The 13,833-nt window shown below is 63.0% G+C and carries 9 protein-coding genes and 1 tRNA gene; 5 read left to right on the forward strand and 5 right to left on the reverse strand.

Annotated features, from left to right (window positions below):
• Nucleotides 1-131: 131 nt before the first annotated feature.
• On the reverse strand, nt 132-1,097 hold the full coding sequence (locus ACPZMI_RS22220) for a bile acid:sodium symporter family protein (protein WP_186719006.1): 966 nt from the start codon (nt 1,095-1,097) through the stop codon (nt 132-134).
• 120 nt (nt 1,098-1,217) lie between these two features.
• Nucleotides 1,218-2,138 carry a recombination-associated protein RdgC gene (rdgC, locus tag ACPZMI_RS22225; protein WP_054890921.1) on the reverse strand — a complete coding sequence of 307 codons (921 nt, stop codon included), beginning with the start codon at nt 2,136-2,138 and terminating at the stop codon, nt 1,218-1,220.
• A gap of 274 nt (nt 2,139-2,412) precedes the next feature.
• Between rdgC and ACPZMI_RS22230 the strand changes: the two genes are divergently transcribed.
• Together ACPZMI_RS22230 and ACPZMI_RS22235 are read left to right on the forward strand one after the other, a co-directional pair.
• Nucleotides 2,413-2,489, forward strand: a tRNA-Asp gene (locus tag ACPZMI_RS22230).
• Between the two features lie 257 nt (nt 2,490-2,746).
• Nucleotides 2,747-3,625 carry a DUF2242 domain-containing protein gene (locus tag ACPZMI_RS22235; protein WP_186666771.1) on the forward strand — a complete coding sequence of 293 codons (879 nt, stop codon included), beginning with the start codon at nt 2,747-2,749 and terminating at the stop codon, nt 3,623-3,625.
• A gap of 238 nt (nt 3,626-3,863) precedes the next feature.
• Here ACPZMI_RS22235 and ACPZMI_RS22240 read toward each other — a convergent pair whose 3' ends face one another.
• Both ACPZMI_RS22240 and ACPZMI_RS22245 read right to left on the reverse strand, forming a co-directional pair.
• Nucleotides 3,864-4,904, reverse strand: coding sequence for an AraC family transcriptional regulator (locus ACPZMI_RS22240; protein WP_426353088.1), 1,041 nt, complete (start codon nt 4,902-4,904; stop codon nt 3,864-3,866).
• A gap of 4 nt (nt 4,905-4,908) precedes the next feature.
• Nucleotides 4,909-6,027, reverse strand: a complete 1,119-nt coding sequence (locus ACPZMI_RS22245; protein WP_288375333.1) for a nitrilase-related carbon-nitrogen hydrolase — start codon at nt 6,025-6,027, stop codon at nt 4,909-4,911.
• A 186-nt stretch (nt 6,028-6,213) separates the two neighbouring features.
• Between ACPZMI_RS22245 and ACPZMI_RS22250 the strand changes: the two genes are divergently transcribed.
• The 3 genes from ACPZMI_RS22250 to ACPZMI_RS22260 all read left to right on the forward strand — a co-directional run bounded on the left by ACPZMI_RS22250 (nt 6,214) and on the right by ACPZMI_RS22260 (nt 13,195).
• Complete coding sequence (locus ACPZMI_RS22250; RefSeq protein WP_411384085.1) at nt 6,214-8,250, forward strand: oxidoreductase; 2,037 nt, start codon at nt 6,214-6,216, stop codon at nt 8,248-8,250.
• A gap of 69 nt (nt 8,251-8,319) precedes the next feature.
• Nucleotides 8,320-12,261, forward strand: coding sequence for a dermonecrotic toxin domain-containing protein (locus tag ACPZMI_RS22255; protein ID WP_426353089.1), 3,942 nt, complete (start codon nt 8,320-8,322; stop codon nt 12,259-12,261).
• Nucleotides 12,262-12,295: 34 nt separating this feature from the next.
• A complete protein-coding gene (locus ACPZMI_RS22260) occupies nt 12,296-13,195 on the forward strand; it encodes a 1-aminocyclopropane-1-carboxylate deaminase/D-cysteine desulfhydrase (protein WP_426353104.1) in 900 nt (299 codons plus the stop codon).
• On the opposite strand, the gene ACPZMI_RS22265 is transcribed toward ACPZMI_RS22260, so the two are convergent.
• A complete protein-coding gene (locus ACPZMI_RS22265; RefSeq protein ID WP_186666766.1) occupies nt 13,186-13,731 on the reverse strand; it encodes a cytochrome b in 546 nt (181 codons plus the stop codon). The two genes, ACPZMI_RS22260 and ACPZMI_RS22265, sit on opposite strands and share 10 nt — an antisense overlap.
• Nucleotides 13,732-13,833 lie beyond the last annotated feature (102 nt).

The raw sequence follows: 13,833 nt of genomic DNA on the forward strand, positions 1-13,833 counted from the left end.
CGTGTTCGCGGGACAAGCCCGCTCCCACAGGGATTGGGCTGGCCTTTAGATTTTGAACAAGACAGTTGCTCCTACAAGGTATCCAGCTGTCTTGAGTGTGGGAGCGGGCTTGCCCGCGAAGAGACCCCCGCTCAGTGCCCGACTTGCGCCTGTTCCTCCCCAGCACCGCGGGGCTCTTCCATGCGCCTGAACCAGGTCGAGAGCAAGGCCCCGGAAATGTTGTGCCAGACACTGAACAGCGCGCTGGGCACCGCCGCCAGCGGTGAGAAATGCGCCGCTGCCAGGGCCGCGCCCAGGCCCGAGTTCTGCATCCCCACCTCCAGCGCCAGCGACTTGCGCTGCGCCAGGGGCAGCTTGCACAGCTTGCCGGTCAGATAGCCCAGCAGGAAGCCGAAGCTGTTGTGCAGGATCACTACCGCCATGATCAGCAGGCCGGACTCGGCGATCTTCGCCTGGCTGGCCGCGACCACCGCGCAGACGATCATCACGATGCTCACCACCGACACCAGTGGCAGCACCTGCACCGCCACCTGTACGCGCGCGCCGAGCACCTTCTGCGCCAGCACGCCGAGCACGATCGGCAGCATCACCAACTGCAGGATCGACCAGAACATGTCCATGAACGAGACGGGCAGCCAGGCCGAGGCCAGGAACCAGATCAGTGCCGGGGTCAGCAAGGGGGCGAGCAGGGTGGTGACTGCGGCGATGGCCACAGCCAGTGCCAGGTCGCCCTTGGACAGCCAGACCATCACGTTCGAGGCCGTGCCGCTCGGGCAGCAGCCGACCAGGATCACGCCCACGGCGATTTCCGGTGGCAGGTGAAACAGTTGGCACAGCAGCCAGGCAACGCCCGGCATGATCACGAAATGCGCCACCACTCCCAGCGCCACGCGCCAGGGTTGACGGGCGAGGGCGGCGAAATCGTCGAGCTTGAGCGTAAGCCCCATGCCGAACATCACCAGCCCCAGCAGTGGCACGATCGCCACCTTCAGGGCGATGAACCATTGCGGTTGCAGGTAGGCCAGGCAGGCGAACACCAGGACCCAGAGGGCGAAGGTGTTACCGACGAAACGGCTGAAGGCGGCGAGGGCACGCATGGGGGATTCCTTTTCTATTTATAGCTTTGTGGCATTCACTGGCCTCTTCGCGGGCTTGCCCGCGAAGAGGTCGGTACTGGCGACAACACAACCACCCCAGCACCGGCCCTTCAACTTGAATCAGACCCCCTGCGGAATCTCTTCCCCACCCAGGGCCTCGAACAGCACCGGCAGGAATTCGTTGAGGGTCATCATCATCAACAGGAAGCTTGCGTCGAACTGTTGCGCGGCTTCGTCGCCACCATCCTGCTCGGCCTGCTCCTGCAGCAGTTCCTCGAATTTCAGGCGCTTGATCACCATCTTGTCGTCGAGCACGAACGACAGCTTGTCCTGCCAGGCCAGGGCCAGTTGCGTGACCAGCTTGCCGGTGCTCAGGTGCAACTGGATTTCCTCGCTGGCCAGGTCCTGGCGCTTGCAGCGCACGATGCCACCGTCTTCGGCGGTGTCGCGCAGCTCGCATTCATCCAGTGGATAGAAGCCTTCGGCAGGCTGCTGCGACTTGACCCAGTCGGTCATGGTCGCGGTCGGGGCGATCTTCACGGTGGCCGGGCGCACCGGCAGCGAGCCCATGACTTCACGTAGCGTGGAGAGCAGGTCTTCGGCGCGCTTGGCGCTGGCCGAGTTGACCAGAATCAGGCCCTGGCGCGGGGCGATGGCAGCGAAGATCATCGAGCGGCGGATGAAAGCACGCGGCAGGAAGGCCTGGATGATCTCGTCCTTGATCTGGTCGCGTTCCTTCTTGTAGACCTTGCGCATCTGCTCGGTCTCGATCTCTTCGACCTTCTCCTTGACCGCATCGTTGACCACGCTGCTGGGCAGGATACGTTCTTCCTTGCGTGCGGCAATCAACAGGAATTCACCGCTGACGTGCACCAGGGGAGCGTCTTCGCCCTTGCCGAACGGAGCGACGAAGCCGTAAGTGGTCAGCTCCTGGCTGGCGCAGGGGCGGGCCGGCTTGCTGGCCAAGGCGGTCTCCAGCGCTTCAGGCTCGAACGGGACATCCTGGGTCAGGCGGTAGGTCAGCAGGTTCTTGAACCACATGAGGGGGAATCTCTCCTTAATGCATAAGGCGGGCATTATTCTCCGAGCAGTGGTTGCAGGCCAACCCTGTCAGAGGGCCAGCAGTGACTTATTCATAGGTCTTTGAAAGATCAGATAAAAAATTTGAAAAAAGTGCTTGCCAGGGTACAGGGTCCTCCGTAGAATGCGCGCCACACCGAGACGAACGGTGATTAGCTCAGCCGGGAGAGCATCTGCCTTACAAGCAGAGGGTCGGCGGTTCGATCCCGTCATCACCCACCACTCGATGTATAGCGCAGCGGTAGTTCAGTCGGTTAGAATACCGGCCTGTCACGCCGGGGGTCGCGGGTTCGAGTCCCGTCCGCTGCGCCATATCCGCTTCGAGGTCACTGAACACCTCGAGGCACAAAGAAAGCGACCTTCGGGTCGCTTTTTTTGTTTCTGTGGCCTGGTGAATGGCTAGTACCCGCCTTTATATCAATCACCAGTGCTGTTAGACATCGGCGTGGAGCTGACAGGGTCAGTTTGAACATTTACCTGATGCTGACAGACTCTTCACCGACCAGCGGTTTCAGCGACCCAGCGATGTGTTGCACAATAGGCACCATTCGTTCTTCCCGGAATTGACAATGTCCAGATCTACCGTCTCAGTAGCGCTCGGGCTGGCCCTGGTGCTGGCGGGTGTTTCCGGCTGTTCCTCGAAAAAGGCAGCGATCTACGAACACGAGAACTTCGACGACTCGGGGACGTTCTCGCGCAGTTTCCAGGTCAGCGATGCCGGATCGTGCGAAGCCGCGCGCCGGGCATTGTTGAGCCAGGGCTATATCATCACCAGCAGTGACGCGAGCCAGGTGGCCGGCAACAAGAGCTTCCAGCAGAACGCCGAGAACCACCTGCAGATCAGCTTCAACATCACCTGTGCTCCCGACAGCAGCGACGATCAGCGCTCGACGATCTTTGCCAACGCCTTGCAGGATCGTTACACCCTGAAAAAATCCAATACCTCGGCCAGCCTCGGAGTGGGCATCCTCGGCTCGGTGTCGATGCCGATCGGCTCCACCGACGACTCCATGGTCAAGGTGGCCAGCGAAACCGTGACTTCGCCGCAGTTCTACGAGCGTTATTTCTCCCTGGTCGAAAGCTACCTGCCAAAGCCGAAGAAGCAGAAGAAGGCCACCCCTCAAGTGGAGCCGCCCAAGCCTGAAAAACCGGCGCAGGAGTTGGGCTTGCCCGAGCCTGCAGCATTGGCCCCGGCCGTTCAGCCAGCGGCGGTACCGGTGTCTGGCAGCGCGCCACAGGTCGAGCCGGCAGCGCCGGTGACTCCTTCGGAGCAAGCGCCATCGCCGACCGCTGCAGCACCAGCCGCACCAGCCGCCAGCGAGGCGCCAGCGGCGCCTGTGGTCGACGATAGCCAGGGCTCGCAGCCTATCGCGCCGCCGGTCGAAGCTGCGCCGATCCAGGTGCAGCAAGCAGCACCGACCAGCGAGCCGGCCCCCTCGTCACTCTAGGTAAATGCTTCATCCGCTGTTACACAAGAGCTGCTGTTAACGACTCGAACGCCTGCTACGTTTATTCCTCATGGGGATGTCATGATTCCTTCATCCGGCCCGCATAGCTTGATGGCCAGACCCGTGAAAAAATGAATGCAAGAGGACGCAGGCCAATGGACGATTATCAGGAAGAGCTTCTCGAATTCCAGGCATATGAACTGGACACTCCGGAGCCGGCAGAAGACGCCACCGAGCTCTAGCCCACTTGCCGCTGATGGCGGCGAAACTCCCCCGGTGTCAGCCTCGTCCAGCGCTTGAATGCGCGCTGGAAGGCTTCGGCTGATGCAAACCCCAGCAGATAGGCGATCTCACCGAAGGCCAGCTCCGTGTCACGGATGTAGGTTTCGGCGAGGTCGCGTCGGGTGTCGTTGAGCAGGCCGCGAAAGCTCGAGCCTTCCTCGGCCAGCTTGCGACGCAATGTCCAGGTGGGCAGTTGCAGATGGTGTGACACCTCCTCCAGATCAGGTTCCCGTCCGCCGTTGAGCAACGGGCCGAGCAGATGAGTGATGCGCTCGCCCAGGCTGCGCACACGCGTGCGCTGTGCCAGCTCCGCTTCGCACAGCTGCAGCAGGTGCTGCCAGGTGCTAGGGCAGTGGTGTGGGTTACCCAGCGCGAGTGCGGCCTGGCCGAGGCGTAGCTGGTTGCTGGCAGCGCCGAACTGCACGGGCGTGCTGCACAACCGTTGATACAGGGCACTGTAGGCGGGTGCTTCGAACTCGATCTCCATGCGTTCTGCCAGCACCGGCGTGCCGGCCAGCCCCGACAACTGTGCCAGCCAGCCGGCCAGCAACGAGTCGACCACGAAGCGGTTGTAGGTGTTGTACGGGCTGATCGAGTAAAAGCGCAGCCAGGCTCCTTGGGCGTCTTCGATGAAGGCCGAGCTGCCACGATAGTTGGCAGCGTACAGCGGCTCGAAGCGCAGCAGAGTACGCGCAGCCTCCCGCACGTTCGGGGCCTGTGCTGCCGTCACGCCCGCCAGGCCGGCCTGGGCCAGGCGGCTCAGGCGTCCCATGCGCAGCCCCAGTGCGGGCTCGGCGCTGAGCTCGATGGCTGCGTGCCCCAGGTGCATGTAGCGGGGAATCGACAGGCGGGCACAGGCTTCATTCACACGCGCGGCATCCAACCCATAACGTTGCAACAGCGGCGTCGGGTCATGACCCAGTTCCTGCAGGGCTTCGGTCAGCGGCTGGACGAAACCTACCGAGAGGTCACCCAGGCGCACGCGTGGCTGGCGCATGCCCTTACAGCCACAGGTTAAGCAGGCGGGCGCCCTGGCTGGGATTGCCAGCCAGTTGTGCGCCCGCCTGGTTGACAAAGCCTTGGCCGTCGCTGCCCAGCTCCCAGAACTGGCCGCGCAGGAAGACACTGATGCTTGGCAGCTTGGGGTTGGCGGCAAGGATCAGTTGACGCCAGGCCGCCTCTTCGCTGACTTCGCCTTTGCTCAACGGCAACTGGTTGGCCGCCTGTTGGTGGCGGTTGCCACGCCAGGGTGCCTGCCAACTTCCCTTGCCACTGAGAAACACCGGATTGGCGATCAGTTGCACCGACTGGCGAGCCAACAGCTCATGGTTGCGCGGATACCAGCTGTCGCTGCCCACCAGCACACCCAGGCGTCCGGCCGGGGTCTGCACGACCTGCAGCGGCTGGGCCTGGCCATCCTCGATGAAGCGACGGACCTCGCTGTCGGCGTATTGCTGCAACTGTGGCTGGCCAAGTGGTGTGCCATCGCTGGCGAACACCAGGCTGCTGTTGAACAGCGGTCCTTTGCCGACATGCAACTGACCCTTTTCGACATAGGGCGCCGGCAGCACGATGGAGCCGGCCACCAGGGTGACACCGAACTCGCGGGCCAGGCCGCCAAACAGCTGCTGGTAGTCGGCGGCCATCTGCCGCGCCTTCATGCGCAGGTGCGCGTCGGAACGGCGGTCATCGCCAGTGGCCGCTAGCATGGCCAGGCCGTAGCGCACGGGATTGCTCAGTTCCAGCCACTGCCAGGCTTCACGGAACTGGGTGACCTGGTACAGCTCCTTTTTCTCGCCGCGGGCCCAGAGCCAGGTGCCGATATGCTCGGGCAGCACCACCACCGTTCGCGGGTTGACCAAGCCTTGGGCGCGGGCCTGTTCCAGATAGGCCGAGAGCTTGCGGTGCAGGCGCTCGAGGTTCTGGTAGTCGCTGGGGTAGAGCAGCGGCTCGATGCCCAGCAGGTTGCCGTGTTCGCCGGGAACGCCCTGGTTGAGCGCCAGTTGGATGCGCAAATCGGATAGGTAATGACCTTCCGGGCGCTGCTGGGTCCAGAAGCCATAGCTGAACAGGGCGGCGATCATCACCAGCGCCAGGGCGCTTGCCAGGAGTTTGCGCATGAAACGGTACGGCATCTTTAGGCCAAGGGTGTCCTAGGGTAGTCCCGCTGTGCAGCAGGATCAATAAGTTGTCAGTTTCGATCATTGAGCCGGTTCAAACGCCTGTTTAATGTCGACGGCAGACAAACGACGGGGCCCGTGTGAGGCACCCGCATTCCGTGATCACGCCTCATCTGGAGTCCCTCCATGGCTGCCGAACGCTACCCACACCTGCTGGCCCCGCTCGACCTGGGCTTCACCACCCTGCGTAACCGCACCCTGATGGGCTCCATGCACACCGGGCTCGAAGAGCGCCCGGGGGGCTTCGAGCGGATGGCCGCCTACTTCGCCGAACGTGCCCGTGGCGGTGTCGGCCTGATGGTGACCGGCGGTATTGCACCGAACGACGAGGGTGGCGTGTACTCGGGCGCGGCCAAGCTCAGCACCGAGGAAGAAGCCGACAAGCATCGGATCGTCACCGAGGCGGTGCACGCGGCGGGAGGCAAGATCTGCCTGCAGATCCTGCATGCTGGTCGTTACGCCTACAGCCCGCGGCAGGTGGCGCCCAGTGCCATCCAGGCACCGATCAACCCGTTCAAGCCCAAGGAACTGGACGAGGCGGGTATCGAGAAGCAGATCGACGACTTCGTCAACTGTTCGGTACTGGCCCAGCGTGCCGGCTATGACGGCGTCGAGATCATGGGTTCGGAAGGCTATTTCATCAACCAGTTCCTCGCCGCGCACACCAACCACCGGACTGACCGCTGGGGCGGCAGCTACGAGAACCGCATGCGTCTTGCAGTAGAGATCGTCGGGCGCGTACGCAAAGCGGTGGGCCGCGAGTTCATCATCATCTTCCGCCTGTCGATGCTCGACCTGGTCGAAGGTGGCAGCAACTGGGCGGAGATCGTGCAGTTGGCCAAGGCCATCGAGCAGGCGGGCGCCACCCTGATCAACACCGGCATCGGCTGGCACGAGGCGCGTATCCCGACCATCGCCACCAAGGTGCCGCGCGCGGCGTTCAGCAAGGTCACCGCCAAGCTGCGCGGCGCAGTGCAGATTCCGCTGATCACCACCAACCGCATCAACACGCCCGAAGTGGCCGAAGCGGTGCTGGCCGAAGGCGATGCCGACATGGTGTCGATGGCTCGGCCTTTCCTTGCCGACCCTGACTTCGTCAACAAGGCCGCCGAGGGCCGCGCGGACGAGATCAACACCTGCATCGGCTGCAACCAGGCCTGCCTCGACCACACCTTCGGCGGCAAGTTGACCAGTTGCCTGGTCAACCCGCGTGCCTGCCACGAGACCGAGCTCAACTACCTGCCGGTACGTGCGGTGAAACGCATCGCCGTGGTCGGCGCAGGGCCTGCTGGCCTCGCCGCGGCGACGGTCGCCGCCGAACGTGGGCACGAGGTGACCCTGTTCGATGCCAGCGCCGAGATCGGCGGGCAGTTCAACGTGGCCAAGCGCGTGCCCGGCAAGGAAGAGTTCTTCGAGACCCTGCGCTACTTCGCCAACAAAGTGAAGAGCAGCGGCGTGACGTTGCGCCTGAACACCCGTGTCGGTGTCGACGACCTGACGGCGGGCGGATTCGACGAGATCATCCTGGCGACCGGCATCACCCCGCGTACGCCGACCATCCCCGGCGTCGAGCATGCCAAGGTGCTGAGCTACCTCGACGTGCTGCTCGAGCGCAAGCCAGTAGGGGAGCGAGTTGCCGTGATCGGTGCCGGAGGTATCGGTTTCGACGTCAGTGAGTACCTGGTGCACAAGGGTGTTGCGACCAGCCAGGATCGTGCGGCGTTCTGGAAGGAGTGGGGTATCGATACCCACCTTGAAGCCCGCGGCGGTATCGCGGGGGTCAAGCCTGAGCCCCATGCCCCGGCACGCCAGGTCTATCTGCTGCAGCGCAAGAAAACCAAGGTCGGCGACGGCCTGGGCAAGACCACTGGCTGGATTCACCGCACGGGCCTGAAGAACAAGCAGGTGCAGATGCTCAACAGCGTCGATTACCTGAAGATCGATGACGCTGGTCTGCATGTGCGCATTGGCGAAGGCGAACCGCAGCTGCTGGCGGTGGACAACGTGGTGATATGCGCCGGCCAGGAGCCCCAGCGCGAGTTGTATGAGGGGCTGCTGGCGAACGGGCAATCGGTGCACCTGATCGGTGGTGCGGATGTCGCCGCCGAGCTCGATGCCAAGCGTGCGATCAACCAGGGGTCGCGCCTGGCGGCAGAACTCTAGGCAGACATAGTTAGTACCGTGTGTTCGCACGGTGGCGGCAACCTCTCGGTTTTCAGAGAGATTGCCGCCATGACCAGTACCTCGCAGCCCCAGCCGCTTACCGCCGAACTGCCTGATCAACTACCTGAAATCGACACGCTGCCCACGCTTCGGGCAGCAGCCCTCGCGTTGTTCGAGGAGCACTTGCCGGGCCTGCTGGCGCGTACGCCGCACCTGTTGCAATTCACCGGCGGCGATGGCGCTGCTGAACGCTCGCTTGCCCATGCGCATGCCCTGACAACCTTGGTCGAATCCGCACGATTGGGACAGACGAAAGCCGACCTCTTCGATCCGGCGCAGGCGGTGCTTTCGTCGAGCGCCAGTTCGCTGGCCGAAGATGATCTGCTCGTTGACGTGACCCTGAAGCAGGTGCTCGACGCCTTGCAGCTTATCGACGCCAAGGCTGTGCTCAGCCGTTTCGAGGACGATGCGCAAACCTACTGGGAGGTGCCCCCGCAGTTGTCTTCGGCTCCTCGAAAATTGGCCATGGAGCAGCAGGTGCGCTCGAGCCTGGCGGACGATGTACAGCTGCTGGAGAGCGTCGGAACGCTCACTGCCGAAGCCAGGGCACTGATCGAAGACATCGTCGAACACCCTCGTTTCTCCGACCGCAGCCTGGCACGTGGCGTCTACGACCTGACAGTCCACACCGGTGGCGCGGCGAAGTCCTTCTCCCTGCCAGGTATGTTGGTTCTCACCGAAATCCCGGCCGGCTACGATCCGGCACTTTCCTATGTGACCGAGCGGCAGGCCCTGACCGGCGAAGCTGTGTTGTATTGCAGCGGATATCTTGGGTTTGTCCTTCGTCACGACAACCTCCAGGCCACCCTGGATGAGGTGCGCAAGGCGCTGTTGGAGGACCGCGCCTGGGGCCTGGCCTTGTTGATGCGCCTGACACCGCAGGCGCAACGGGACTTGCTCGAGGAGTGGGAGCGTGAAGGTGCAAGCTTCGAGGTACGAGCCGGGTTGATCGAGGGCAATCCGTTCGAGCATCTGGCCAAACAGCAACGTGACTCCTGGTATGCCAGCGCGACCAGCGAACATTCTGGTGTATGGGATGACCGCAACGGTCTGGATGTGTCACGCGCACGCTCCACGCGGGTGTTGCTAGCGTTCGAAGCCGAGCGCCAATTGCTGCGGGCACAGTTGCCGGAAGGGCTGCGCAACCTCGCTCAAGCGCAGCAGAAGGTACTGGATGGTATGTTGCTCGACATTGCCCGGCAGCAGAGCCTCGCCGAAGGCTATTGGAAGGAGTTGCCCGCGTTCGAGGATTTCGCCCGTGATCGGATCCGCGCCGAGTTGCGCGAGGAAGGGCAGGATCTGGACCCCCGGGCAGTCACCGTCGAGATCGAAATCGTTGAATACAGCCCTGAATTGCCGGAGGTGGAACTTGCACCGGGTGTCACCCCTGATCTTGCACAGTCGCAAAGCGTGCAGAGCGAGTGCTCGCTGGTCGAATACATTGCCATGCGCATGGACGCCAGGGCCGACGCCAGTTGGACGGTCGGTTTCAGTGGCGTGACGCAGGCACAGTCGCGCTATCTCTCCAGCACGCGGCTGACGGCCCTGAGCCGTCGACTGGACCTGCAGAAGCACTATCAGCAAGCAATCAACAAGGCGTTGACGACACCCGCTGCTGGCGAGACCAAGGATCTGCACCAACGGCGCCGCGATGCCGCGACAGCCCTGTTCGAGAAACGCCTGCGGCTCGATGCGTTTCTGGCCCATGCCACGGGTGATCTGGACGATTCCGGGTATCAGGCTATCCAGGATGTTCTGGATCATCCATCGCCTGGCAAGCGGCCTCTGCGCGAAGGACAACGCGCTGAGTTGCAAGTACTCAAGCTGGGTGGCAACTCTTTGCGTGACGTGCTGATCTTCCATGAAACCGGCGAGTCGTCGCTGGTTTGCTACACCCCCGGCCATCCGTCCGGCAAGCCGTTCAGGCGCCACAGCTCCCGCAGTACCCTGCGCGCCGTGATGACCCGGGAGCTCGAAGGCATCCGAGATCCGGCGCAGTGGAGCGCAAGCACCGAGTACTGGGTGTCGCGGTTCGGGCGTCATCAGCTTGGGCAGGCCTTTCCTTTGTTGCTTCGCATCGCGGATGGCAAGGCCGGCGCAGACCTGGACACGCAAACCCTCAGCCAATCGGTGGGCATGGCTGTTTTCGATTATCGGATCGCTTATCTGCTGGCCGAAGGTAACAGCCTGGCGGTATCCGATGCCGAGTTGCGACTGGAGCGTGGGCTGGACATCGCTGTCACCGTGTTCCGCGTGTTGAGTACGTTGATTCCCGCGCGGGTCATGACCATGCTCGACCTCGCAGAGCTTGGTTATTACCTGTTCAACAGTTACGCGGCGCTAGCCAGTGGGGAGCGTGAGCAGGCCGGAGCCTATGCCATCGAGTTCTTGAGCAGCATGAGCGGACTGGCCAATGCCAAGTTCTACAGGTTCAGGGCACCCGTCGCCTCGGGAGTGCCGCTGCGCCTGGCGGGAGGCAGTGGTACGCGGACGGTCGCTGCGATCAGCGAGGCGCCCAAGCCACAGGGCTCACCCTTTGCCATTTCTGAGGGGCCGCGGCAGGGGTTGCTGGTCTTCGACGGCCGGTTGAACGTGTCTTTGCAGGGCCGTTACTACCCTGTCTATGAGGTGCGTGACCCGCTGCAACGGACCTCGAGTTTCCATATCGGATCAGGCGGCGACACTCAGAGCCGCTCGCTGTTTTCCAATCCCGATCCGAGGATCGAACGTGATCCGCGCACAGGTGACTGGCTGATCGTGCGCCGTCCGGGGCTGCTGGGGGGGATGGACCAGCCACTGCCGGTTCGGACGATGCCGGTGAACGCGCTGCGTGGGGTCAGTGAAAGCGCCGATGGCAGTGGCCGGGTTTTCCGCATCATGGACGGCGCCCAGGAACTGAAGGTGATGTTCGATCTGGAGTACTGCTGTTGGTACTCGTCGTCCAAACGCTTGTACTACCGGTGGGATGAACAGACAAGCCGCTATGTGGGCGCTGCCGATCCTGGCCCGAAGGCGTCTCGAATGGTGCGCCAGCAGGCGCGTCTGGAGCTGGAGTGTCCCCAGCGGCCAGTGCTGCCGGAGCAGCCGCCGAGCAGTGGGCTGGAGCCGCTACCCAAGGATATCCACCAGATCTGGATCGGAAGTGCAGACGCTCTGATAGAGGCGCACGACGCTACGCTCAAGGCCAACATCGAGATGGCACAACAGGGCGGTTACAAATTGCATCTGCACTTCCTGGGCCTCAGTAGGTGGGGGTTGGGCAATGTGGTGCAGTTGCGCAAGCTGCGCTCGCGCTACCCGGGAGCGACCTGCACGGCGGTGAGGCAGGAGGTGTTCTTCAAACCTTTCGAAGATAGCCCGCAGGGCGAAGTGTTCAAGTTCTTCCTCCGGCCGGAAACCCGTAACTACGCAGCGGCCTGCGACGCCTTGCGCTACAGGTTGATACACGAACTGGGCGGTGTGTACATGGACATGGACGATGTACTGCTCAGCCCGCTGCCAGGCTTCATGCTGCAGCCCGGGCAACTGGCGGTAGGCGGGGTGGTGAGCAACATGACCCTGCAGCTCTACGGCCCCAACAACAGCCATTTCGCCTCGCTCAAGGGCAACCCGTTGCTCGATGCGGTGTTGCGTGAAATGTCCAAGCGTTTCAGCGAGAGCCAGAAGCTTGGCTATCGCCCGAAGTTCTCCGACCCGGGTTTCACCGCGTACATGCGCGAGATATCCAGGGTGACCGGCCCCGATCTGCTCAATTCCGTGCGGCATCGGGCCAGTGCGATCGATAAGGCCTTGACCGAAGCGAAGATGTATATCTTCGAACTACAGGACAACGGTGTGCGTCCCGAGATTTCGGTATCAGCATGGGTGAAACGCGTCTCTGCACTGCTGACGCCGCTGGAGGACTTCATCGATACCGGCAATGCCCACAGTTGGAAGACGGGGCGCCGTTGACCTGCTAACGTGCAGGTTTTTCGGGATGCTGCAGATGTTCGATGGATTTCCCGGCTCCACCGCCGCGCCCCTGCAAAGCCTGCACCTGCCCTGGCTGGTGCAGGCTGGCGTGGCGTGCGCAGTATTGCGCCTGGACCTGATCGACCCACTGGTCAGTGGCAACAAGTGGTTCAAGCTGCAGCACCACCTGCGTGCTGCCCAGAAGGCAGGTGCACCCGGCTTGATCAGCCTGGGCGGCAACCACTCCAATCATTTGCATGCCTTGGCCGCTGCGGGCAGGCGCTTCGGCTTCGCCACCGCTGGGTTGTTGCGTGGTCAGCGGCAAGACACCCCGACCGTCCGTGACCTGGAGGCGCTGGGCATGACCTTGCACTGGTTGGGCTACGGTGGTTACCGGGCGCGAAATGAGCAGGGCTTCTGGCAACCCTGGCAGGCGCGCTATCCAGGCTGGCATTGCATCCCCGAGGGAGGGGGCGGCGTGGAGGGCGCCTTGGGGTGTGGGCAGATCGTCGAGCAGGCGCGGGCGCAACTGGCGTCTATCGGTTGGGACGATTACCACGCCTGGTGGCTGGCGGTGGGCACCGGCACCACGCTGGCAGGCCTGGTGCTGGCCGAGCAGGGCGCGCATCCGGTGCATGGCGCCCTGGCGGTGCCGCGCGACCATGGTGTGGAGCAGGGCATTGCGCAGTTGGCGGGTACAGCTGGCTATTGCCTGCACGACGCCAGCCGCGCTGGATTCGCCCGGCGCGATGACGCGTTGCTGGCATTCATTGCAGACAGCGAGCGTTACAGCGGTCTGCCGCTCGAGGCGATCTACACGGGGAAGGCGCTGCTGGCCCTGCGTGAGCAGGTCGAGGCCGGGCGATTTTCGCCCGGCACCCGCCTGATCTTCGTTCATACCGGTGGCCTGCAGGGGCGGCGCGGTTACTTGTAGGGCAGCATGCGCAGCAGTGTGTTGTCCCGGCGTATGTAGTGGTGGTAAAGCCCGGCAATGGCATGCAGCCCGATCAGCCAGTAGCCCCAGGTGCCGATGCGTTCATGCCAGCCCTTGATGAACTTCGCTTGGTCCGGATCCTGGCCGATCAGTGCAGGCAGCTCCAGCCCAAAGAATGGTATCGGCTTGCCCGCAGCGCTGAGGATCAGCCAGCCGGCCAACGGCATGCCGATCATCAGCAGGTAAAGCAGCACGTGAACCAGATGGGAGAGGCCGGTCTGCCAGGCGGGTGGCTTGGGCACGATCGGCGGTGTCGGGCGTGTCAGGCGCATGGCCAGGCGTAGCCATACCAGCACAAACACTGTGAGCCCGAGCATGAAGTGCAGGCTCTTCATCAGGTCGCGCTCGGCACTGTCCTTGGGGAATAGCCCGCGTAGCTCGATGCAGGCATAGACGGCGGCGAGCAGCACCAGCATCAACCAGTGCAGGGTGATGGACAGGCGCGCATAGTGGGGCTCGGGAGTGGATGAAACCATGGTCGGTCCTCGTCATCAGGTTGGGTGGGCGCTCTTGCTGGCGCCTGGTGTGGACTTTAGCGCGTCGATTGGTAATTTTTCGTTGTTTCAGGTCGGTTGTTT

Origin of the sequence: Pseudomonas wayambapalatensis, from assembly GCF_049942315.1 — a bacterium.
In the GTDB taxonomy this organism is placed as follows: Bacteria; Pseudomonadota; Gammaproteobacteria; order Pseudomonadales; family Pseudomonadaceae; genus Aquipseudomonas; species Aquipseudomonas wayambapalatensis.

Excerpts from the sequence above, each read along its gene's own strand:
- ACPZMI_RS22220 (WP_186719006.1), bottom strand. The coding sequence starts at position 1,097 with ATGCGTGCCCTCGCCGCCTTCAGCCGTTTCGTCGGTAACACCTTCGCC.
- rdgC (WP_054890921.1), bottom strand. The coding sequence starts at position 2,138 with ATGTGGTTCAAGAACCTGCTGACCTACCGCCTGACCCAGGATGTCCCG.
- ACPZMI_RS22235 (WP_186666771.1), top strand. The coding sequence starts at position 2,747 with ATGTCCAGATCTACCGTCTCAGTAGCGCTCGGGCTGGCCCTGGTGCTG.
- ACPZMI_RS22240 (WP_426353088.1), bottom strand. The coding sequence starts at position 4,904 with ATGCGCCAGCCACGCGTGCGCCTGGGTGACCTCTCGGTAGGTTTCGTC.
- ACPZMI_RS22245 (WP_288375333.1), bottom strand. The coding sequence starts at position 6,027 with ATGCGCAAACTCCTGGCAAGCGCCCTGGCGCTGGTGATGATCGCCGCC.
- ACPZMI_RS22250 (WP_411384085.1), top strand. The coding sequence starts at position 6,214 with ATGGCTGCCGAACGCTACCCACACCTGCTGGCCCCGCTCGACCTGGGC.
- ACPZMI_RS22255 (WP_426353089.1), top strand. The coding sequence starts at position 8,320 with ATGACCAGTACCTCGCAGCCCCAGCCGCTTACCGCCGAACTGCCTGAT.
- ACPZMI_RS22260 (WP_426353104.1), top strand. The coding sequence starts at position 12,296 with ATGTTCGATGGATTTCCCGGCTCCACCGCCGCGCCCCTGCAAAGCCTG.
- ACPZMI_RS22265 (WP_186666766.1), bottom strand. The coding sequence starts at position 13,731 with ATGGTTTCATCCACTCCCGAGCCCCACTATGCGCGCCTGTCCATCACC.